Annotated in this window: 18 protein-coding genes; 7 read left to right on the plus strand and 11 right to left on the minus strand. The window is 67.3% G+C overall.

What is annotated here, in order from left to right:
* Window positions 1-41: 41 nt before the first annotated feature.
* Genes ACSMXV_RS06635 through ACSMXV_RS06645 form a run of 3 tightly spaced genes read right to left on the minus strand, consistent with a single transcriptional unit; the run spans window position 42 to window position 2,612 of the window.
* A complete protein-coding gene (locus ACSMXV_RS06635; RefSeq protein ID WP_473176780.1) occupies window positions 42-830 on the minus strand; it encodes an SDR family oxidoreductase in 789 nt (262 codons plus the stop codon).
* Window positions 827-1,840 carry a D-2-hydroxyacid dehydrogenase family protein gene (locus ACSMXV_RS06640; protein ID WP_473176781.1) on the minus strand — a complete coding sequence of 338 codons (1,014 nt, stop codon included), beginning with the start codon at window positions 1,838-1,840 and terminating at the stop codon, window positions 827-829. The genes ACSMXV_RS06635 and ACSMXV_RS06640 overlap by 4 nt, the downstream gene beginning before the upstream one ends.
* A 4-nt stretch (window positions 1,841-1,844) precedes the next feature.
* Window positions 1,845-2,612, minus strand: coding sequence for an RraA family protein (locus ACSMXV_RS06645; protein ID WP_473176782.1), 768 nt, complete (start codon window positions 2,610-2,612; stop codon window positions 1,845-1,847).
* A 148-nt stretch (window positions 2,613-2,760) separates the two neighbouring features.
* Between ACSMXV_RS06645 and ACSMXV_RS06650 the strand changes: the two genes are divergently transcribed.
* Window positions 2,761-3,684, plus strand: a complete 924-nt coding sequence (locus ACSMXV_RS06650; RefSeq protein WP_473176783.1) for a LysR family transcriptional regulator — start codon at window positions 2,761-2,763, stop codon at window positions 3,682-3,684.
* 726 nt (window positions 3,685-4,410) lie between these two features.
* Here ACSMXV_RS06650 and ACSMXV_RS06655 read toward each other — a convergent pair.
* Window positions 4,411-5,424 (minus strand): AraC family transcriptional regulator, encoded by a 1,014-nt coding sequence (locus tag ACSMXV_RS06655; RefSeq protein ID WP_473176784.1) that lies wholly within the window; start codon window positions 5,422-5,424, stop codon window positions 4,411-4,413.
* A 277-nt stretch (window positions 5,425-5,701) separates the two neighbouring features.
* On the opposite strand from ACSMXV_RS06655, the gene ACSMXV_RS06660 reads away from it, so the two are divergent.
* Entirely contained in the window at window positions 5,702-6,529 is an 828-nt protein-coding gene (locus tag ACSMXV_RS06660) for an SDR family NAD(P)-dependent oxidoreductase (RefSeq protein WP_473176785.1), read from the plus strand.
* A gap of 76 nt (window positions 6,530-6,605) precedes the next feature.
* The gene (locus ACSMXV_RS06665; protein ID WP_473176786.1) at window positions 6,606-7,874 is read left to right on the plus strand and encodes an NADH:flavin oxidoreductase; all 1,269 of its coding nucleotides are present in this window, start codon (window positions 6,606-6,608) and stop codon (window positions 7,872-7,874) included.
* Window positions 7,875-8,606: 732 nt separating this feature from the next.
* On the opposite strand, the gene ACSMXV_RS06670 is transcribed toward ACSMXV_RS06665, so the two are convergent.
* A complete protein-coding gene (locus ACSMXV_RS06670) occupies window positions 8,607-9,491 on the minus strand; it encodes a DAPG hydrolase family protein (RefSeq protein WP_473176787.1) in 885 nt (294 codons plus the stop codon).
* Between the two features lie 55 nt (window positions 9,492-9,546).
* Between ACSMXV_RS06670 and ACSMXV_RS06675 the strand changes: the two genes are divergently transcribed.
* Window positions 9,547-10,083, plus strand: coding sequence for a TetR/AcrR family transcriptional regulator (locus ACSMXV_RS06675; protein ID WP_473176788.1), 537 nt, complete (start codon window positions 9,547-9,549; stop codon window positions 10,081-10,083).
* 63 nt (window positions 10,084-10,146) lie between these two features.
* On the opposite strand, the gene ACSMXV_RS06680 is transcribed toward ACSMXV_RS06675, so the two are convergent.
* From ACSMXV_RS06680 to ACSMXV_RS06705, 6 genes are all read right to left on the minus strand, one after another.
* A complete protein-coding gene (locus tag ACSMXV_RS06680) occupies window positions 10,147-12,192 on the minus strand; it encodes an oxidoreductase (protein ID WP_473176789.1) in 2,046 nt (681 codons plus the stop codon).
* A 104-nt stretch (window positions 12,193-12,296) separates the two neighbouring features.
* Window positions 12,297-13,808, minus strand: a complete 1,512-nt coding sequence (locus ACSMXV_RS06685) for an aminobutyraldehyde dehydrogenase (protein WP_473176790.1) — start codon at window positions 13,806-13,808, stop codon at window positions 12,297-12,299.
* A gap of 2 nt (window positions 13,809-13,810) precedes the next feature.
* Window positions 13,811-14,857 (minus strand): ornithine cyclodeaminase family protein, encoded by a 1,047-nt coding sequence (locus tag ACSMXV_RS06690; protein WP_473176791.1) that lies wholly within the window; start codon window positions 14,855-14,857, stop codon window positions 13,811-13,813.
* Window positions 14,858-14,873: 16 nt separating this feature from the next.
* Window positions 14,874-15,773, minus strand: a complete 900-nt coding sequence (gene dapA / locus ACSMXV_RS06695) for a 4-hydroxy-tetrahydrodipicolinate synthase (protein ID WP_473176792.1) — start codon at window positions 15,771-15,773, stop codon at window positions 14,874-14,876.
* Between the two features lie 112 nt (window positions 15,774-15,885).
* Window positions 15,886-17,274, minus strand: coding sequence for an NAD(P)/FAD-dependent oxidoreductase (locus ACSMXV_RS06700; RefSeq protein WP_473176793.1), 1,389 nt, complete (start codon window positions 17,272-17,274; stop codon window positions 15,886-15,888).
* A 156-nt stretch (window positions 17,275-17,430) separates the two neighbouring features.
* Window positions 17,431-18,777, minus strand: a complete 1,347-nt coding sequence (locus ACSMXV_RS06705; RefSeq protein WP_473176794.1) for an MFS transporter — start codon at window positions 18,775-18,777, stop codon at window positions 17,431-17,433.
* A gap of 374 nt (window positions 18,778-19,151) precedes the next feature.
* Here ACSMXV_RS06705 and ACSMXV_RS06710 point away from each other — a divergent pair, with 374 nt between their 5' ends.
* The 3 genes from ACSMXV_RS06710 to ACSMXV_RS06720 all read left to right on the plus strand — a co-directional run bounded on the left by ACSMXV_RS06710 (window position 19,152) and on the right by ACSMXV_RS06720 (window position 22,367).
* A complete protein-coding gene (locus ACSMXV_RS06710) occupies window positions 19,152-19,820 on the plus strand; it encodes a GntR family transcriptional regulator (RefSeq protein ID WP_473178843.1) in 669 nt (222 codons plus the stop codon).
* A 598-nt stretch (window positions 19,821-20,418) separates the two neighbouring features.
* Window positions 20,419-21,396: a transporter substrate-binding domain-containing protein gene (locus tag ACSMXV_RS06715; RefSeq protein WP_473176795.1), complete on the plus strand. Its 978-nt coding sequence runs from the start codon at window positions 20,419-20,421 to the stop codon at window positions 21,394-21,396.
* Window positions 21,396-22,367: an amino acid ABC transporter permease gene (locus ACSMXV_RS06720; protein ID WP_473176796.1), complete on the plus strand. Its 972-nt coding sequence runs from the start codon at window positions 21,396-21,398 to the stop codon at window positions 22,365-22,367. Before ACSMXV_RS06715 ends, ACSMXV_RS06720 begins: the two co-directional genes overlap by 1 nt.
* The last annotated feature ends 13 nt before the right edge of the window (window positions 22,368-22,380 follow it).

The raw sequence follows: 22,380 nt of genomic DNA on the forward strand, positions 1-22,380 counted from the left end.
GTTCCTCCAAGTGTTTTTGGTTCTGTTTTCGGCTCAGCCGTTCACACGACGAGCGGCGTCAGCGCGCCGTCCATCGTCAGCGACGCGCCGGTCACGTAGGACGCCCGGGCGCTGGCGAGGTACAGGGCCGCGTCGGCGACCTCCTCCGGGGTGGCGTATCGCCCGAGCGGGATGCGTTCCTGATTGCGGCGCAGCAGCTCCTCCGGCGACTTGCCGGTCATGCGCGACTCCGCGTCCAGGGACATCTGCACCCGGCCGGTCATGGTCGCCCCGGGGTTGATGACATTGACGCGGACGCCGGCGTGGCCCCAGGCCGCGGCCAGACCTGCGGAAGCCAGCATCAGAGCAGCGTTCGCCGCACCGCCGGGAAGGTGGATCGGCGAGGCGATCTTCCCGCCGGTGCCGATGATGTTGACGATCGAGCCGGACTCCCTCGCCACCATCCGAGGCAGCAGGTGGTCCATGACGTTCATGTAGGTGAAGAACTTCGCGTCCATCGCCACGCGCCACTTGTCCGGCGCCAGCTCCCCCGGGGGCACACGCTTGGCGCCGCCGGCAGAATTGATCAGCACGTCGACGGGCCCGACCTGCTCCTCGGCTGCGGCCACCGCCTCCTCGGCCGCCGTGCCGTCCGACAGGTCGGCCGCGAGCGTCGTGACGGTCACGCCGTCCTCCGCCAGGGCTTCCTGGGCGGCGGACAGGTTGTCCTTGCCACGTGACACGATGACGACGCGGGCGCCTTCGTTGCCGAAGGCCCGGGCACAGGCCAGGCCGATGCCCTTACTGCCTCCTGTGACCAGCACGACTTTTCCGTCGAGCTCCAGATTCATTGCGTGTCCTTTCTCAGCGCATCTCTCAGCGCATCCGTGTTGTGGACGTTGATCGGGTCGCCCTCGGCGAAGGCCACGATCTGGTCGAAGGCGTTGCCGTAGGCGAACTCGTAGTTGTCGCGCTCGACGAAGCCGATGTGCGGCGTGCACAGGGCGTTCGGCAACCGCAGCAGGGGGTCGTCCGGGTCGGTCAGCGGCTCGTACTCGAACACGTCGACCGCCGCCTTGCCGGGCCGGCCTGCCCGCAGTGCCTCGACGAGCGCCCCGGGCTGGATCAGCTCCGCCCTGCTGGTGTTCACCAGCAGGGCCGTCGGCTTCATCAGGACCAGGTCGTCGGGGCCGATCAGCCCGGTCGTGGCATCGTTCAGGCGCAGATGCAGACTGAGCACGTCCGACTGCTCGAACAGGGCCTGTCTGCTCTCGGCGACCGGGAAGCCCGCTTCCCTCGCCCGGTCCAGTGAGCCCTGCCGCCCCCAGACCAGCAGCTCCATGCCGAACGCCACACCGATCTGCGCCACCATCGAGCCGAGCCGGCCGAAGCCGTAGATCCCCAGCGTCCGGCCGCGCAGTCCCAGCCCGACGGTGCTCTGCCAGCGGCCCTCACGCAGCGCGGCGCTCTCGAGCGGGATGTTGCGCAACGCGGCGAGGATCAGGCCCCAAGTGAGCTCCACGGTGGGGTATGACGGGCGGGCGGTAAGGGCCGAGGAGGCGATCACGCCGTGCCGTGTGCACGCGTCGAGGTCTATGTGCGGTATGTGGCCGTTCTGGCTGATCAGTTGGAGGTTCGGCAGGCGGCTGAGTAGTGCTTCGTCGACCTTGGTGCGCTCGCGCAGCAGCACCAGCACGTCGGCGTCGGCCAAACGCTTGGCCAGCACGTCCACGTCGGACACGGAGTCGTTCCAGATCGTGACGTCATGGCCGTGCAGTTTGCTGAAGCAGTCGAGCGTGCGGACGACGTCCTGGTAGTCGTCGAGGATGGAGACACGCAGTCTCCGCGGGGAATCGGTCATGACCTCACGCATTCGTCGGGAGATCGGCTACGGCGGTGCCGGCGTCGATCGCGGCACACTTCTGTTCCTCGAAGGCCGCCTTCACCAGGGCCTGTTCCAGCACCTCGGCCGCCCTGGCGAGCGGGATGAAGCACACGCCGGTCTCGTCCGCCACGACGATGTCGCCGGGCGAGACGCGGACACCGGAAATCTGGATGTCGCCGTTGATCTCCACCGTCTCGATGCGCCACTTTCCCGTGACCGGGGTGATTTCGGTGGCCCAAACCGCATAGCCCACCCGCCGGGAATGGCCGACATCGCGGATTCCGCCGGAAATGATGGCGCCGGCTTCGCCCTGCCGCTTGCCCGTCTGCGCCGAGATCCCGCCCATGTTGGAGATGCCGGCGACACCGTCGATCACGATGACGTCGCCGGGCAGGGCCAGGTTGTGTGCCTCGAACTCCGCCATGCGATTGACGTGGTCGCGCGCCGTTTCATGAACCGGCTCACGCTGCACGATGTTGCGCACCGTGAGCGCCGGTCCGACCATGTTCGCTGACGGCAAGGTCGGCTTGAGGACCGAGGCGCCGATGACCCCGGTGATTCCCAGCTCGTCCATGATGTCGGAGACGACGCTGGTCGCGTCGGTGATGCGCTTGAACCCCTCGATCAGGTCCTGCGGCGGCCGTGGGGTGCGCATCAGACGAATCCGTTCTGGACTGATCTTTCCGGTCAGCTTCGGTAGCACGTCTCCGACAGGAGCGTCTATCATCGCGGCGAATATCCTTTCCACGTCTTGCATCTCGGACGTCAGTCACCGACTGCAATCCGGCGGGTCACAGCCCGGCACGCCGGGTGCGTTCGTGCTGATAGCGTTGCCCAAAGCTCCGAACGGGTCCAATTCACAGTCTGGGGGTATCGCCATAACCCAGGTGAATAACGTGCGGCTTGATCTCAACCTGCTCCTGGTCATCGAAGCCGTCATGCTCGAGCGGAACGTGACACGCGCCGCGACCAGCCTGTCGATGAGCCAGCCTGCCGTCAGCAACGCACTGCGGCGTGCTCGAAAGCTGATGCAGGACCAGTTGTTCCTCAGGGTCGCCGACGGCGTTCAGCCGACGTCGCGGATGCTGGCCATCTGGCCGGAGCTTCACCGTTCACTGGCGACGATCCGGTCCTCGATCGCGCCCCAGCACTTCGATCCCCGTACGGATCCGACCGGTTTCCGTCTCTCGGTCACGGACAGCCTCGCGGCCGAAGCGGTGTGCGGCATCACGCTGAAGCTGAGGGAGACGTCGCCCTATGCCCGCATCGCTTTCTCGTTCCACACCAATGCCAGGTCTCTGGACGGAATCGAGCGCGGCACATTGGACTGCGCGGTCGGCATGTTTCCCGCGCTTCCTCGCGACATCCACGTGCGGGTCCTTCACACAGAGCACTACGTGTGCGTGATGCGCCGCGGACACCCGTTGACGCGAGAGATGACTCTGGATCAGTTCGCGGCGGCTGACCACGTCTTGGTGACCCCATCAGGTGTGGATCTGGGTGTGATTGACGGCTGGCTCGGCTTGCAGGGTCGCACACGGACGATCGTGGCCGTCGTCAATCACTTTGTCGACGCATTGCGGATCGTTGCGGAAAGCGATCTGTTGACGTGCGTGCCGAGTGGTTTCATCGACGGGCACGGTCAAACGCTCATCGCACAGCAAGAGTTGGCGGTCCGCCCGTTGCCCTTCGAAAGCGAGAAGCTGACCTACAAACTCATTTGGCACGAACGGCTGCACAACCACCCCGCTCATCAATGGTTCCGCTCGCTCGTCGGTGATGTGTGCGGACCGCCGACCGACACGGCGGGGCCACCGTAATTCCGCCCCATATCCGCCCCCGGGCCGCACCCACCATCATCACCTAGGGAAACCGGGTCTTGGAAAGTTGAGAAGTGGACCCCTTTTGCCGGTGCTGCCTGCATGGCCTTCGCCGCGAGGATGTGACACTTCAGCACCGAGTGCCACATTCTCCCGGTCACTGCTGGGGCTCCGGTGCTCCTCGCGCACCGCTCAACTTCGAAGACCGGGGAACCCCTGCCAGCAGCCCACGCCCCTCCCCCGTGTTGGAGCGCCGGTGATCGCTCGGGTGGAAACTCGCCGAGGCCCTGGCCGTCGTGTCCTTTGCTCCGGCACTGAAGATGTCACCAAGCCGCAGCCAGGCGTTAGCCCGGAGTGGGGCTGGCCTGGTGGCGAAGCGCGAAGCAGGCACCACGCGCTGCCGGGTCAAGTGATCATGGTTCTCAGGCCTGTTGCTGCCCAGCAACCGTGAGCCACAGAAGCCCACCCCCACGAACTACCCATGTGGATCCCGGAGAGACGCCCGACCTGCCAGACACCGAAGTGGCAAGACTTCTCACGCGCCGCCACGTGGTTCCGCGGACGAATCACGGATGGCAGCTGACACTTCATCAGGAAAGCTGGCGGGCGAGACTGCCACAGCCACATCCGGGCTTGGGGCGCGTGACCGAGACCGCGGGCAGGGTCTCGATGCGGCGTACCGGGGGTGCCGGGCTGACGGTGAGCCGGTCGTGACGGGGCGAGGGGTTACCGGTTGCCGCGCCGAAGCGCCGTCGGCGTCTGCCCGAACCAGCGCCTGCAAGCACGCGTCAGGGCCGACTGTTCGGAGAAGCCCAGGGCGAGCGCCACATGCGACATCGAAAGGGAGGACTCCGTGAGGTACTGGTGCGCGAGTTCCCTCAGCCCTTCGTCGCGCAATTGGTCGAAACCGGTTCCCTCCTCGGCCAGGCGACGCTGCAGCGTCCTGGGATGGAGTGCCAGCAACCTCGCCACCTGCTCCAGGCTCGCTCCCGCCCGCCCGCCGGGAGTGCGCGCCATCGCGGTGCGCAGGAGACCGGCCGTGGACGAGCCGGGGGCCGGGTAGTTCGCATCGAGGTAGCTGGTCGCGATCCGGCGGATCGTCTCGTCAACGTCCTGGAGAGGGACGTCCATCAGCTGCTCGTCGATGATCAGGGCGCCGTGCGCACGTTCCGCTCGCACTTCGGCCCCGAAGAACCGCACGTAGCATGACAATGGGGCGGCGGGCGAGTGCGGCAGCAGCACGGCCCGGGGCCGGTATCCACTCCTGACGACGAGGCCGAGGAGTCGGTGGGCCGTGGCGAGGCCGAGGTCCATCGCCTGACGGGCGGGCGGGCGCGGGTCGAGCACCATGTCGAACCGCATCGCGACGTGACCGGGGAACTCCTGCCCCGCGGGAATCAGCGCCAGCGTGAGCGACGGGCTGTGCACGAACAGGTACTGCGCCGCGGTCTGGATCATGTCACGCACGGTCGGTGTGTTCTGCAGGACCAGGGCCAGCGGTCCGAGTGCGGTCGGGTCCTGCGCATGCGCCATCCGCAGACCGAAGTCCGGGCAGCGGAGACCTACCGCCGATGCCTCCAGCAGGTGCATCGCGGCACGCGCGGGAACCAGGGCGTCCTCGTCCTCCAGTGCGTGCCTGGACAGGCGCGCCGACGCGAGCAGGACGTCCGGGTCCCCGCCGAGTTCGCGGACCAGAATCGCCCAGCCCCGCAGGGTTGCGGCCCGCACCAGTGGCTCCATGTCGCGCAAGGTAAAAATTCTGTCGCCTGGTGTCAAGCAAACCTGGGTGTGCCGCGCCACACTCTCTGATGGCGTCAGTTGCTTCAGGTAGCGGACATGCCTCTGCGAGCCCCGGGGACAGGCTCGCCAGCCAGCGGGGTCACAGCCAGGTCCGGCCGCCGGGACGCGTCACGGACAGGGCAGGGTGATCGCCCAAGTTCAGTCGGGCTGCTGTCCTGAGCCGACCCGCCATTCGACGTGCGGCCCCGTCCGCACCCATAGGAAGGCATGGAGCCGCGTGAACGCATTCGCAGACAGGGTCGCCGTCATCACCGGAGCGGGCTCCGGCATCGGCCGGGCGCTGGCCGTCGCACTCGCGTCCGAGGGGGCCAGGCTGGCCCTGTCCGACGTCGACACCGCGGGTCTCACCGCGACAGTACGGCGAGTCGAGGCGTTCAACGCCGACGTCGAGGCAGCGCGGATCGACGTCACCGAGCGTGAGGCTGTCTTCCGGTACGCCGGTGAGGTCGTCGGTCGCTTCGGGCGTGTCCATCAGCTCTACAACAACGCCGGCATCGAGTACCACGGCGCGTTCGAGCGATCCGATCTCGAGGACGTCGAGCGGATCATGAACGTCGATTTCTGGGGCGTGGTGAACTTCAGCAAGGCATTCCTGCCGCACCTGATCGCGTCGGGCGACGGGCACCTGGTCAACGTCTCGAGCCTGTTCGGCCTGTTGTCGGTGCCGGGGCAGAGTGCCTACAGCTCGGCGAAGTTCGCGGTGCGTGGCTTCACCGAGTCACTGCGCCAGGAGATGCTGGCAGCCGGCCACCCCGTCAAGGTCACGTGCGTACACCCGAGCAGCGTCAAGACGGCCATCGCACGCAATGCGCGCGTGGCGGCCGGCGACGAGCGAACCGCGGTCGTGGACCTCTTCGACCGCAAGCTGGCCCGCATCTCCCCCGACGACGCGGCGCGTACGATCCTGCGCGGCGTGCGCAGGAACAAGGCACGCGTACTCGTCGGCGCCGACGCGAAGGTCCTCGACGCCTTCGTCCGCATCGCAGGGCCTTCCTACCAGCGCGTCATCGCGGCCGCCGCGGCACGAGCGCTTCCCAACCGCTAGCGACCGGCCGTCGTGAACGACTCGGACACGAGGCGCCCGAACATCACAGCATCCATGAGGTAGAGGAGAGCTGCCGATGCCCACCCCTCCGACCAGCCCGCTCCTGCGTCCCTTGCAGATCGGCACGCTCACCGTGCCGGGGCGGCTCTACAAGTCAGCGACCAGCGAGACCCGTGCCACCGACGACGGCTATGTGACGGACGAGCTGCTCGAGTTCTACGAGCCCATGGCGCGGGCCGGGACCCCGCTCATCGTGACCGGCAACCTCTACGTCTCACTGCAGTCCAAGTCCGCGGGACGTCAGGCCGGCATCGACGACGACGACAAGAAGGCCGGACTGCGGGACTGGGTCGACCTGGCGCACAGCGGCGGCAGCCTCCTGATCGCCCAGCTCAACCACGGCGGCCGCCAGATGGTCAGGTCGGCCGACCCGGGCAAGGCACCGGTGTCCGCGTCAACGGTGCGCGAGCCTCTGTACGGAACGAAACCGCGGCCCCTGCGCCGGGACGAGATCCCGGCAGTGGTGGAGACCTTCGCGGCCGCCGCGGAGCGGGCCCAGGACGTGGGATTCGACGGTGTGCAGATCCACGCCGCCCACGGCTACCTGCTCAGCCAGTTCCTCACCCCGCACACCAACCGCCGCACCGACGAGTACGGCGGCAGCCTCGACAACCGGATGCGCCTGCTGCGCGAGGTGTTCCGCGCGATACGCACCCGCGTCGGCGACGACTTCCCCGTACTGCTCAAGCTGAACGGCACGGACATGCTCCCGCTGCGCAGGGGCGCGACGACCGCCGAGCTCCTGCGCGTCGCCAAGGTGCTGGAGGGCGAAGGCATCGACGCGGTGGAGATCTCCAGGGCGCACTACGAGTCGTGGCCGGGCATGATCCTGGGACATTACAAGGGCTTCATCCGCGGACAGATCACCGAGGGCTCAGGGATGTCGATGACGCGTCGGCGACGCCTGGCGATGCTCGCCGCGGCCCCCGTCATCGAACGCGCCGCAGAACGTCTCGCCCCCGGCAGCGAGGGCTTCAACCTCCCCCAGGCCGAGCAGTTCACCGCGCAGCTGGACATCCCGGTGATCTGCGTCGGTGGGTTCCACACGAGGAAAGGGATGGAGTCGGCCATCGACAGCGGACGCTGCGACGCCGTCTCGGCGGCCCGAGCCATGATCGCCGACCCCTTCCTGTTCAAGAACATGCAGGACCCCGTTCCGGGCCGGCCAGTGTGCGAGTACCGCAACGGATGCATCGCCCGTTTCGGCGGCAAGGCGATCGACTGCTACGTCGAGCCGATCCGCATCCAGAAGAACCACATGCTGCGACAGACGGAGCAAGCGTGAACCCCACACCGAGCAGCAACGAACCCCTGGGTACCGGCCTGGGCAGCACGACCACCGGGAGTACGACCGCTCCGGCACCCGCCACCTCGGGAATCTTCCCGGTGTGGCTCCGCGAGGACCTGCCGAGAGACACCGCCCTTGAGTACTGGAAAGGACCTCACGCGCAGATCGTCGCGCGGCTGCCCATCGCCGAGTACCTTCAGCATCACTTCTCCCCCACCGATCACGGCTACTGGCCCTCGTCTCCCACGGTGGGCACCGTCGTACCCCCGAGTTGGCGCTGCGACGGCATCGCCGAGGTCCGGATGGTGAGCACGGCCGCCATGCTCACCCTCCCGGTCCACATGCGTGAGGTGTACCTCGACGAGCAGAATGTCTTCGAACGGGTTCTCGGAAACCTGACCGGCCCACGAGGAGGCCGCTGGTGGACCGGAGGCCACGACGACGGCGTCGGCCACCGCACCGTCCTCCTGCTGCGCCGGCGCCGCGGAGTGAGCCGCCGCGCGTTCCGCAGGTACGTGCACGACCGCATCGGTCGCGCGCTCCATGAGGCCGGCGCGCGCGACCTCCGCACGTACTGCCGTGGACCTCGCTTTCGCATCCCACGCCCGGCATCTCGCACGACAATCCGACCTTCCGCCGCTACCACGGATGTGTCGTGCTCGGAGCCGACAGCCGTGCCGCCATGGACGAGATCCTGGCGTCCGAGCAGGTCGCCGACCTCGTCGCTGATCAGCACACGGTCATGACAGCCGTGCACGCATTCACCGTCGAGCACACCGAGCCGGTCATCAGGACGGGCCTTCCGGTCCGATGGCTGATGTGAGGCAGCAGCGGCGTGAGCAGGGCACGCGCGGCCGGGTTGCGCAGTACGCGAGCGCGGGCGCTGGGGGCCAGGGCATGGGCGGGCAGGTCGAGGAGTTCGGGATGGTTGATGAAGAACCGGCTGCGCATCTCCGAGCCCTGGTCGGTCGGACGGACCTGGTGGATGAGCCAGCCGGCGGCTACTGGTAGGTCGCTGTAGGTGGTGCGGGCGCAGATCGTGGTGGTGCCGGGAGTCGGCTCGAAGCCGAGGGCAGCAGGGTCGAGGAAGCGGATCGCCAGGCGCATGGAGACGCCTCCGATGTATTCGTCGACGTAGGAGACGTTTCCGATGTACCGCTGCCGGTCGGTGAGGGAGCGGCCGGCGCTGCGGTCCTCACCCAGGGAGCTGTACTGGTGGCCGTCGGGGTACCAGAGTTTGTAGCGGGCAGTGTCGGTGCTGTGCCAGCCGAACCACCAGTCCCACATCGGCGCTGTGACACCGGGCATGTCGGTGAGCGCGGCGATGTAGGTGACGCCGCCGGGAAGCCGTGTCCAGCCGGTCTCGGCCTTGTGGTACCCGGACTTCTGCAGGATGCGGGCCGCGTCGTGGATGTCGTAGCCGTACTCGGCCGGTCCCATCCCGGCGAGCAGGGCGTCGCGCACATGGCCTTGGACCGGGAGCGTGTCGTCGCGGAAGAAGTGCGCAAACGGACGGCTGCGCTCGTCGTCGCCGTGGCAGAGGTGACGGGACTGGCTGGAGTACGAAGCCGGTAGCGGCGCGCGGTCGGCGGCGGTGGGCCGGTAGGCGGTCATCAAGGCTCCTGATGGTCGGTGCTGCCTGGGACGACATGGCACACGCAAGGACGTGGTGGGCCAGGCGGCCGTCAGTGTGCTGGCCGAGCACGGCGGCCGGGGACTGACCCATCGGGCCGTCGACCGACGCGCCGGGCTGCCAGAAGGAACCACCAGCCGTTACGCCCGCACACGCGCCGCGCTCCTCGCCCTGGCGGCCGAGGCACTGTTCGCCCAGGACAGCCAGGCTGCCGCGCAGGCACTCGCTGGCGACGGCACACGGGTCGCCACCGTCTCCGACGTCATCGACGTGCTGATCCGGACGATCAGGGCACTGCTGGAAGCACCGGATCGGTACCGGGCACGCCTCGAGTTGCAACTCGAAGCCCTGCGCACGCCCGAGTCGCAGCACCATTTCCACACCTCGCGCGCGGCGTTCGTCGACGCCCTGACCGACATGCTTGCAGACGTGGGCCAACTCGATGCGCAGCACCGCGCGGAGATTCTGGTCATCCTCATCGACGGCCTCCTGCACCGCCGGCTTCTGCTCGCTCAGTCCGCGCTGAACGAAGGGCAGTTGCGCGATTTGCTGCACCGCCAGTTCTGTCAGTGAACGCCCTCACGGCCGATCCGGATCTTTACGGCACCCGTCCAACCCCTCACCCACCGACGGGTTTCAGACCGTCCGGCAGAGGCGCGCCGCATCCAGCATCGCGGCATGAACATTCCTGCTTGCCACGGCGTCCCCGATGCGGAACAGCTGGAACGTACCGTGTTCATTGCGCACCACCGACTGGGGCTTGCGAGCCAGCAGTTCCGCCACATCGACGGCCCCCAGATTGCTCGAGGAATCAAGCAGGTCGTCGTAGAGCTCCTGGACCGGATCGGTGCCCATCTCGGCCACGACGGCATCGAACGTGCGGTGCTCACGGAACTCGGAGCCGTCCACGCCGAGTTCCGCCTCCAAGCCTTTCGGAGTCTTGGTGACGCCGTGCAGCCGCCGCAGGACTGTGACCGCGACACGGTTCTCCGCGAGTGAGTTGAAGTAACCGGACGCCGTGAGCGAGCCGACATCGGGTGAGAGCGATCGCTCAGGCGTGACGATCTCCACGGTGGCGCCTCCTCGGACAAGGGCTTCCACCGCATCGAGTGCTTGGTTGCCGCCGTGGTCGTCGTAGACCATCACACGGCCGCGAAGTCGTCGTGCCCCAGCAAGAACGTCCCAGGTGTCGTGGACCAGGTCGCCCCCGGGAATGCGGGGTGCTGCGGGAGTGCCGCCAGTCGCGACGATCACGACGTCCCAGGACTGCTCCAGGAGCGTCCGGCCGTCGACGTAGGTGTTCAGCGAGATCGGAACGCCCAGGCGGGCGAGCTCGTCGGTTCTCCAGTCGATGATTCCGCGAAGATCGCGTCGGCGAGGGGCCATCGAGGCCAGCAGCAGCTGTCCGCCCACCTTGTCGCCCGCCTCGAAGAGATGCACGTCGTGACCGCGCTCCGCGAGGACCCGGGACGCTTCCAGACCGGCAGGTCCGGCTCCGACCACCGCCACGCGCTTCGTCGTGCTCGCAAGGTCGATCCGCTGGGGTACCTCGAGCTCGCGGCCGGTGGACGGGTTGTGCATGCAGTACGCCGCGCCGGAGCTGTAGATGCCGTCGATGCACATGTTGGCGCCGACGCACGGACGGATCCGGTCCGTGCGACCGTCGCGGATCTTGTTGGGCAGCTCGGGGTCGGCCATCAACGCCCTGGTCATGCCGACCAGATCGAGCAGTCCCTCTGCGATGGCGTATCGCGCGGTGGCGACATCGCTGATCCGGGCGGCGTGCATGACCGGTACGGAGAGCTTCTGCTTGATCCGCCCGGCGAACTCCAGGTGGGGAGAGGCCGGGGTGGACATCGGTGGAATGGTGCGGGCCAGGTCGGCGTCGGTGCCGATCGACCCCTTGATCAGACTGATGAAGTCGATCCCGGCTTCGGTGATGTCTTCGGCAACGCGCAATGCCTCGTGCGTCTCGAGGCCGCCTTCGCGCTCTTCATCGAAGGTCATGCGTGCGCCGATGATGAAGTCCGGGCCGACCGCTTGGCGGACGGCGCGGATGACCTGCAGTGGATACCGCATCCGGTTTTCGTAGGAGCCGCCGTACTCGTCGTCACGGTGATTCCAGAAGGGCGTCCAGAACGAGTCCAGGAAGTGCCCCCAGGCCATGAGTTCGATGCCGTCGAGACCCGCGGACCGGCAGCGCTGTGCAACGTCGACGAAGTCCTGCAGCACTCGGTCGAGGTCCCATTGCTCGGCCGCCTTGGCGAACGCGCGGTGTGCGGGCTCGCGGACATTGCTTGCCGAGATCGCCGGGAGCCAGTTGTCGGTGTAATTGCTGGTGCGGTGACCGAGGTGTGTGAGCTGAGTCATCACGGTGGCGCCCTGCTCGTGGACCTCGTCGGCGAGTCGACGCAGCAAAGGCTCCGCTTCGTCCTTCCAGAGCTGCAGATTTCCGAATGCGGGTGCGCTGTCGCGGCTGACCAGAGCGCTGCCGCCGATCATGGTCAACCCGACGCCTCCACGGGCCTTCTCGACGTGGTAGGCGCGGTAGCGGTCCTTGGGCAGGCCGTCCTCGCTGTAGGCCGGCTCGTGGGACGTGCTGACGATCCTGTTGCGCAGAGTCAGGTTCTTGAGGACGAACGGAGTCATCAGGGGGTCGTCGACGGTCACCCGCACCTCCATGGATTCACTGTTCGCGGGCCCGGGCACCGCACGCGGCCGTTGCCGGCCGGGGCTGGGTCTTCTCCTTCCCCGGCCGGGACGGGCGTTCGGAGGGATGGACGGGATCAGCGCCCGTGGTTGTGCATGACGTGCTTGGTACGCGAGTAGTCGTCCAGGGCGTAGATCGACAGGTCGCGTCCGTAGCCGGATCCCTTGAATCCACCCCAGGGGACTTCGCCGGCCAGTACGAGATGTGAGTTGACCCAGACGGTTCCGAAGTCAAGACGCGCGGCGATGTCGTGGCTGCGGCGAGCGTTCTCGGTCCACACCGATGCCGACAGACCCAAAGGGACGTCGTTGGCTCGCCGTACCGCTTCCTCTTCGTCGGCGAAGGTCTCGACCGAGATCACAGGGCCGAAGATCTCCTCGCGGGCGACTTCGGCCCCTTCGGGGACGTCGACCAGCACGGTCGGGGCGACGAAGTAACCGGGCCCGTCGATGGCCCCGCCTCCTGTCGCCACTCGGACGCCTTCGTTCTTCGCACGCTCCAAGTAGCCCGTGACCCGGTCGAAGTGTGCCTTGGAGACCATCGGGCCGACCTCGACGTCGTCGCCGGAGCCCGGCTCACCGACGACCAGGGACCGGACCTCGCTGACGAGTTGCTCGACGAACCGCTCGGCGATGGACTCGTGTACGAGTACGCGGCAGGCGGCCCCGCATTCCTGGCCCGAGTTCCAGAAGCCGGCGGTGCGCAGTGACGATGCGGCAGCCGCGAGATCGGCGTCCGGGAAGATCACGACCGGGGCCTTGCCGCCGAGTTCGAGGTGCACACGCTTGAGGGTGTCGGCAGCAGCCCGGGCGACGGCGCGACCGCTGGGGACCGAACCGGTCAAGGCGATCATGTCCACGTCCGGATGTTCGGCAAGGCGGGCACCGGCGACCGCGCCGTATCCGGTGACGACGTTCACCACTCCGGGCGGCAGGAGATCGGCGACGAGTTCGGCGAACTTCAGGGTGGTCAGCGGAGTCTGCTCGGACGGCTTGATGACCAGGGTGTTGCCGGCGGCGAGGATGGGCGCGATCTTCCAGGCCGCCATGAGCAGGGGATAGTTCCACGGGGTGATCACGCCGATCACGCCGAGCGGTTCGCGCAGAATGACCGAGAGATGGTTCTCGGCGTAGTCACCGGCGGCCATGGAGGTGGTCGCGCGCAGCGCACCGGCCATGAAGCGGAAGGTGTCGATGGTCATGTCGACGTCGTCCCATGACACCGCAAGCGGCTTACCGGTGTTCGCCGACTCCAGCTTGGCGAGGAGCTCGGTGTTCTCGGCCAGGCGGTCGGCGATGGCGTGCAGCACTTCCGAGCGGTCCTTGGGGACCCGCCGCGCCCACTGGTCCTTGGCGGCGACCGCGGCGGCGACCGCCCGGTCGATGTCCTCGGGGGTTCCCTCGGGAATCCGGGCGATGACGCTCTCCGTGCTCGGGTCGACCACGTCGATGACGCGCTCGGTCGATCCGTCGAGGAATTTCCCGTCGACGAAGTGGCGGGCCGGAGGAAGGTCGGCCTCGGTGATCAGTGGCGATGCGCCTGCTGCGCGTCGCACCGTGGGCGTCGTCAGACCGGCGGCAGTGGTCATGATCAGTGGCTCCTTGAGTGGGGTCGTGTGGAACAGCCGGGTGCGGGTGGGCCGTGGTCGGGTGGGGTGGGGGCCGGCCAGTCGGCACTCCGGCCGATGCCGAGTGCTTCGGCCTGCTGGTGGACGCTCCAGGCCGCTGCCGCGTCCTGTACGCCGAGACCGGCGCTGATGTACGTCACGATGTCGTCGTCGCTGCCACGACCGGCCGCGTCGCCGGTCAGAACACGGCCGAGTTCGAGGACTTCCAGCTCCGCTGCATCGGCCTGCGCCCGGGCGGCGACGATCGGACCGCAGTTCTGTCGCGCCGTCGGTTCGTGATCGACGACGACGCGGTGGCTGGCGTGGAGTGTGTCGGGCCCGATCTCGCAGCGGTGCCGCTCGAAGGATCCGATCGCGACGACGGTGGCACCGGGCGGGATCTCACGCGCGGAGAACAGCGGTTCGGTGGCCAACGTGGCGCAGACGATGACGTCGGCCTCGGCGATCGCGTCGCCCAGGGACTCCACCGGTTCAACGTCGAAGCCCTGCTCGGCCAGGCCGTTGACGGAGGCGTCGAGCGAGGATCGGCGCGGCGACCACATTCCGGTCCAGGCATAGGCCCTGTTCCGCTGCAGTGCCGCGACGTGCGCCTGCCCCTGCACGCCGGACCCCAGTACGAGGAGTCTGGCTGCCTCCTTCCTGACCAGTGCCTTGACCGCGACCGCGCTCGCGGCGGCTGTGCGCAGCGTGGTGAGCGCTGTGCCGTCCATGAAGGCCAGGGGGACGCCGGTGTGCGGGTCGAGCACGGCGACCACGGCGTTGACGGTCGGCCGGTCTGTTCCCGCGTTTCCGGGGTTGATGCTCCCGAACTTGCACACCGGGCCGCTCGTGCGGTCGAGGCGAGAGGCGTAGCAGAAGACGGTGTCGGGATCGGCGGCGTGGCTGCCAATGATCTTCTCCGGCTGCCACGCCTCTCCCCGCGCGAGAGCGATGAACGCCGTCCGTTGCGAGGCGATCGCGGTGTCGATGTCGAACACGGAACGGACGTCGTGTTCGTCGAGGAATCTCACGACCGACGGCCTTCCGTCACCGTGCCGCGGACAGCTGCGGAAGCGCCTCGACCAGGGAAGAGATCCTGGCGGTTGTGGCGGCATCGAGGCCGAGCAACGGCTCACGGGGCTCTCCGACGGGGATTCCGGCCGCGTTCAGGGCGGCCTTGATGGCTGGAATGAACGGAGCGGACATGATCGCGTCCATCAGTGGGTAGATCCGCTCCCACTCGGCCCGCGCGCGTGCGAGGTCGCCGTCGAGCAACGCACGGTGGATCGAGACGAGTTCGGTCGGCATGACGTTCGCGGTTCCGGCCATGACACCGGCGGCGCCCTCGGAGATGGCCTGCAGAAGGAGGCTGTCCCAGCCGATGAAGGTGGAGATGACGTCGCCGTAGCGGTGGATCAGCTGCCCGGCCTGTGCCATGTCGGCGCTGGTGTCCTTGATGTACTGGATGTTCTCGACCTCACGGGCGAGCTGTCCGACGGTCTCCGGCGAGAGATTGACACCGGTGGCCGCAGGCAGGTTGTAGAGCATGATCGGAATGTCCACGGCGTCGGCGACGGTGCGCAGGTAGTGCAGCGTCTCGTCGAGCGTGAGCGGCTCGTAGTACGGGGTGACCACCATCAGGACCGAAGCCCCGGCATCCTGTGCGTGGCGGGACAGTTCGATCGCTTCCCTGGTGCTCACCGCACCGGTCTGGGCGACGACCGGTACACGTCCGGCTGCCTGGTCGATGACGGTCTCGACCACCTGGCGCCGTTCCGCTGCGCTCATCGCCGCGAACTCACCGGTGGATCCGCAGGCGACGACGCCGTCGACCCCGCCGTCGATGCTGCGGTCGACCAGGCGGCGCAGTGTCTTCTCGTCGATCTGCCCGTCCGACGCGAACGGTGAGGCGAGTGCGGTGAGGACACCGCTCAGCTGTGACGACATTCTTGAGTCTCCTCGGGTGAAGCTGGGGGCAGGCATCTGCCGGGGCGCGGATGCCTGGCTCATGGGTTCGGCGCACCGAAGCCGTATGGGGCTCCGGACAGGACGGTTGGACCTACGTCGCGGCTGGCACCGGCGCCAGGCCGTGCGGGGTGGTCTGCCGGTCGGTGGCCAGCAGGCTCTGGGCCTCCTGCGCGGCGGACAGGCCGGTCTGGATCGCGGTCTCGGTGTAGAGGGTGCCGAGGTAGTCACCGGCCAGGAGCACCCGTCCGGTGCGGCGGGTCAGCGTCTGCTGGAGCTTGCCGCGGCCGGGGAAGCAGTAGGGGGCGCCCGTGGGCCAGCGCTGGATCTCGGCTTCGACGACGTTTTCGGTGAAGCCGGGCAGGACCTGGTCCAGGTCGTCGAGGTAGATCCGACGGATCTTGTCGTCGTCGTGCTCCATCAGTTCGCGCGCCAGACTGCCCGGCGAGAAGGTCATGAGGCTGCTGCCGGGCCGGCGTTCCGCCTCGTAACCGCGCACGACGTTCGACATGTTCAGCGCGACGTTGAAGGACCGCTTCGGCGTCGCGATGGCGTAGGCGTCGTCCCAGACCTGGCGCTCGGTCTCGTTGGTGAGGAACGCCGCGCTCACGTAGGGGCCGTAGACGATCTTCGACAGGGCCTCGCGGACATCGCGGTCGAGGTCGACGGCGACCCGATGGCTGACGGTCGCGGGAGTGGCCAGGACCACGCAGCGCGCCTCGACCTCCTTCCCGACTCCGTCCTGCCGGTAACGGACCACAACCGAGTCGTGCTTGTGGACGATCTCGTCGACGGTCGCGTTCAACCGCACCCGGTCCGACAGGGCCGCGGCGATGCTCTCGGTGAGGGTGGACGGGCCGCCGAGGATGCTCTCCGAGAGGCCGGCACCGATGTTCCACACCAGGCTGAAGTAGCCGACGCCCGCGCCGGCCGACAACTGGTCGATGTCGGCGGCGGAGCGGGTCACCGTGGGCTTGAACAGGGCCTCGGCGTCCTCGGGCAGGTCGCCGATGAAGTCCTTGAAGGAACGGTCGTTCATGAAGTTGTAGATCCGCTGCTGGCGTTGGGCCTCGGTCTCGCCCCGCCGCCGCTGCACGATACGGGCGTAACGGGCCACCTGCAGCGCGACTTTGGCGCCCGCCTTGACCATGCCGACGCGTGCCGACATCGGCATCGGAATACGGAACGGGTAGCTCTCCACCCGGCCCTTGAGCAGCAGTTTGCCGTTCATCGACAGCCCGGCCAGAGAGCCGGGCACCGGCACCGAATCGACACCAGTGCTGTTCAGCAGCCACGACGTCGCCGAGTTCCCGCCGGCGTAGACGTGCCCGCCCCAGTTGAGCCAGTACGGTCCGCGGCGCTCCGACCGGATGCGTCCGCCGACCCGTCCCTCCGACTCGAGCAGGAGTGTGTCCCAGTGCCGCAGTCGCCAGCCCGCGGCGAGTCCCGCGATGCCGCCTCCAACGATCACTACGTCTTTCATCGGTACCCTCCTGCATGTTCTGCGGGTGAAGATTTCGGCTGTTGGAAGAGGTGCGCCGCGCGCTTGTTCCGTGGACATGCCGGCCGATACGACAACCAGGACTGCGCTGTTGGGGCCACCCGGGCCCCCACGGTTCGTGAGGGCCCGTGCGGACGGTCAGACGCTCGCGGGGCGGCCGGCAGGTGCGGTCTTCACGGTCCGAGGTGTCAGCGCGGCGGACTCGTGCAGGGCCATACCGCGTGTCTCGGGTGCCCAGAAGACGGAGACGACGGCGCCGATGAGGCTGATGGCGGCGGCCGCGAGCATGGTGCCGCCGACGCCCCAGCCGGTCAGGGCCAGGGGGACGAGGTAGGTGCCGACGGCGGCGCCGATACGGCTGGCGGAGGAGGCCAGGCCGACAGCGGAGCCGCGTACCTCTGTCGGGAACAGCTCGTTCGGGTAGATCCACTGCAGGATCTGAGTGCCGCCGATGATGACCGCGTACAGGGCGAAGAGGGTCATGATCACGCCTGACGGGGCGTCGGGGAAGATGCCGAGCAGCAGCAGGGCCAGGCCCGACCAGATGAAGCTGTGGATGACCAGAGGGCGCCGGCCCATGCGGTTCACGCAGAGCAGGGCGATCACACAGCCGATGAGGAACATGACGGTGATCATGGCCTCGCCGATGTTGGCGAGGCCGCCCTCGAGCTGGAGCGCGTCCAGGATCTTCGGACCGAAGGCGTAGATGGCGAAGAGCGGGATGATGGAGCAGGTCCAGAAGACGGAGATGTAGAGCATCCGTCCGCCGTAGCCGGAGCGCATGATCGCCTTGAGGTCGACGTTCTCGCGCTCTTCCGCCGGCAGGTCGGCGATCGTCGCGTCGGGACCGAAGACCTGCTTGAGGACGGCCTCGGCCTCTTCGGTGCGGCCCTTGTTCACCAGCCAGCGCGGGGACTCGGGTGTGCCCAGCCGCAGTAGCACGATGATCGTGGCGGGCAGTGCGGCGCTGGCGAGCATCCACCGCCACCCGTCGTCACCGACCGTCAGAAGCACCTCACCGACGATGTACGCCACCGCGGCGCCCACGAACCACATGACGACCAGGCCGCCCAGCAGCGGCCCTCGGTAGCGACGCGGTGTGAACTCGGCCAGCAGCGAGGTGGCGATGGGGTAGTCCGCGCCGACCGCCATGCCGATCAGCAGACGCAGGATGAACAGCCACACCGGATCGGTGGCCCAGAACTGCGCGACGGAGCAAACGATGATGGCGATCAGGTCGATGGTGTACAGGACCTGCCGGCCGAACTTGTCGGTCAGGTAGCCGCCCACGAACGCACCGAGGAAGATCCCGATGAGTGCGGACGCGCCGATGAAGCCCTGGGCGGAGTCGGACAGGTTCAGCTGCGGCGTGATCTGCACCATGGCGACGCCGATGACGCTCAGGACGTAGCCGTCGAGGAACGGGCCCCCCGAGGAGTAGAGCGCGAGTTTCTTGTGGAAGCGCGACAGGGGCGCGTCATCCAATCGGTTTCCTGCGTTTGCGGTCATCACAGCCTCCGGGAGCGGTTCCCGGACTCACCGTTCAAGGCTAGGTCCGGGCCAGGTGGGAGTTGATGTCTTGTTGTCGGTGCCGGACGCCCGGTCCTGACATGACCTACGTGCCAGCGTGTCGACCAGGCGGGGGACGTCGTCACGCGATGCGGGAGGGAGCTCTGGTCTCGCCTCGGCTGTCCGCCACCCTAAGATGTGATCACAGATCACACAATGGGTTGGAGTGGAGTTCAGGTGGAGTTTTCGAACGCGGTTCCCCCTGGGGCGGCGCAGCCAAGGGTGTGCCGGGCGTGAGCATTCGTCGAACCCCTGCCGCCGACCAGGCTGTTTATGATTCAGTCGTGCGTATGTCCAAGCGTGTCGAGCCGGCGCCCTCCATGACCGACCAGGTGTACGCGGTGCTGCACGAGGCCATCACGAGCGGCGAGTATCCGGCGGGCTACCGCCTGCGTATCCGCGATATCGCCGCCGAAGTCGGAACCAGCGTGATGCCGGTACGGGAGGCCATCCGACGCCTGGAGGAGGCCGGCTTCGCCGAACGCGTTCCGCACAAGGGCTCGGTGGTAAAGGGCCAGCACCTCGCCGAGCTGCTCCACATCTACGACACGCGGCAGATCCTGGAGGTCGAGGCCGCGCGCCGCGGTGCCGCACAGATCGGCGAGGCGGACGTCGCCCGCATGCGTGAGGAATTCGAGCAGATGCGGCGTGCGATCACCGAGGGTGCCGTCGTCCCCTACCTCGACCACGACGAGGCCCTGCTCACGATCCTGTACGAGGCCTCCGGCAACCCCGTGCTCCTGAACACCATCCGCACCCTGTGGCAGCACTGTCGCGCCTACAAGATCGTCGGCGCCCGCGCGTCCCTCGACACACTTGACGACGATGCGCTGTGGCGATACCAGGAGCAACTGCTCAAGGCCGCCCACGCGCACGACGCCGAGGCAGCGGCCGCCATCAACACCGAGTCGCTGGCCAACGCCACCGACCGGATCAAGGCACAGCTGGTTTCTCGGTAGAAGCCTCGGCGGGCTGAGCAAGCCCCCCGGTCACCGAGCCACCTGTCAGGCCGGGCTGTGTACCTCGGCGGCATCCGCCTTCCTTTCCCAGCCGCTCCTGAGTGACGCACTCTCGCTCAGGAGCAGACTTCGGGTCTTCGTCGCCCCGGCGACCGATGCCACCGTGCCGACGACGGTTGCCGCAGCCGTGATCAGCAGCGTCGCGCCCACACCCCGGCCCGAGTGCGGGTGAACGGGAACATCGACTTCTTCTGCTCGACCGAGGTCGGCATCGACGTGTGACTGGCCATATTCAGCCCCACTGATTACCAATCGGTTGCCGATTTGCTACGAATCGCGATGTCCCGCTTGGCCGGATGGGCGGGGGTGCGATCGAGGTGGGCCGCCATGCCCTTGCTCGCCGGTTCCTCATCAGGATCGTGGCGATCGCCCCCCGCGCCCGCTCCTCAAAATTCGTTGCCGGGAAGATTTCCCAGGTCAGAGCCAGTTTCGCAAACAACGAAGCAAAAAAGATCTGTGATCACATCTTGTCAGACCTCGGTGAAGGTGCGAAGTTACCTGCCATCGCCGAACCCTGCGCCATTCCGAAACAGGGTCAATGTCGGTATTAATCCGCTCAGGCATTTCAGCCACAGGGAGAGTCATGAAGCGTCTACGCGATTCACGTCTGGTTCGCTTCGGGGCGATCGTCGGGTCCGTTGCCCTGATCGGGTCGACGGCCGCGTGCGGGTCGTCCACCACCGGTTCGTCCACCACCGCGTCGGACAACGGGGCGAAGAAGGTCGACTCGATCGCCGCAATGGTCCCCAAGTCCATCGCCCAGAAGGGGACCTTGACGATCGCCGCCGCCACCTATCCGCCCGCGGTGATCGAGTCCGCCGACGGCGCGACTCCCACTGGCTGGGACATCGAGAACGTGCGCCGGATCGCCGCGGTCCTGGGCCTCAAAGTCCAGATCAAGATCGTCCCGTTCAACGGCGTCATCACCGGACTGCAGGCAGGCCGTTACGACGCCGCGACCGGGGAGATCTACGCGACGTCCGAGCGCACGGCGACAGTCACGTTCGTGACCAATCACTTGTCGAGCGACGCCCTCATGGTGCCTGCCGGCAGCAAGATAACCAGCGCCGCCGCTGAAACAGATCTCTGCGGTCACACGCTGGCCGCACTGCTCGGTTCTGCCGAGGCTGCGCTGGCCGACAAGCTCGCGGGCAAGTGCAGGAGCGCGGGCAAGGACCCGATCACTGTCAAGACCTTCGAGTCACAGGCCAACGTCAACCTCGCCCTGCGTGGCGGTCGGGTCGAGGCGGCGGTGAGCAGCGCGAGCCAGGTGGCCTATGTGATGAGCCAGGCCAAGAACCAGTTCAAGCTGATCGAATTGCCCTGGGCCCCCAAGTACAAGACCGGCTTCGTGCTGGCGCGCAACAGTGACACCGAGAAGTTCGCAAAGGCGGTTCAGGCGGCCACCGACCACCTGATCGAGAACGGTGAGCTGCAGAAGATCCTCGACAAGTTCAACGCCGGCCAGGGGCTGATCAAGAAGGCCGAGATCCTTCCGTCCACGGGGGGCAACTGATGAAAACAGCCACCGTCATGGACTCCACACGCGTGGACCCTTCAGTCACCCCGCCCTCGGAACTTGTGCCGATGCGGTATCCCGGTCGGCGCCTCGCCGCCCTGCTCGTTCTCCTCGTCGCGGCAAATCTCGGCTACTCCGTGATGACCAACGACAACTTCGAGTGGCCGATCGTCTGGGACTACCTGTTCCACCCCGAGATCATGGCGGGCCTTCGCACCACACTGGTCCTCACCGGGGTGTCCATGACTCTGGGCATCATCCTCGGCATCGTTCTGGCTGCCTGCCGGATGTCGGAGAACCGGGTGCTCTCATCGCTTTCGGGCGCCTATCTGTGGTTCTTCCGAGGTACGCCGCTCCTCGTCCAGCTGATCTTCTGGTTCAACCTTTCGGCCCTCTACCCCCGGTTGTCGCTCAGCGTGCCGTTCGGCGGTCCTGAAATCGTCGGCGCAGCCACCAACGGTGTGCTGAACTTGTGGGCCGTCGCCATCATCGGCCTGACCCTGAACGAATCGGCCTACATGGCCGAGATCGTGCGTGGTGGCCTTCTCGCGGTGCCCAAACACCAGAGCGAGGCGGCCATTGCGCTCGGGATGAACCGGTGGCTGACCTTCCGCAGGGTGGTCCTGCCCCAGGCCCTGCGGGTGATTGTCCCGCCCACCGGCAATCAGGTCATCGGCATGCTGAAGCACTCCTCGCTCGTGAGCATCATCGCTCTCGCCGACCTGCTGTACTCGGCGCAACTGATCTACTCGCAGAACTTCCGCACGATCCCGCTGCTCGTCGTGATCTCGATCTGGTATCTGGTGTGCACCACGGTGCTGTCCTACGCCCAGAGCCACATCGAGCGTCACTACGGGCGCGGCGTCCACGTCGGCGCGCACCGGCCCGGCGGACTTGCGAAGCTCCGCTCGCTCGGCTCCCGGCTCTCACAGCGGTCTCAGTCGACCGACAACCCGACTCCGGCGTAACGAAAGGACCGGT

It is taken from the genome of Streptomyces sp. DSM 42067 (assembly GCF_055792885.1).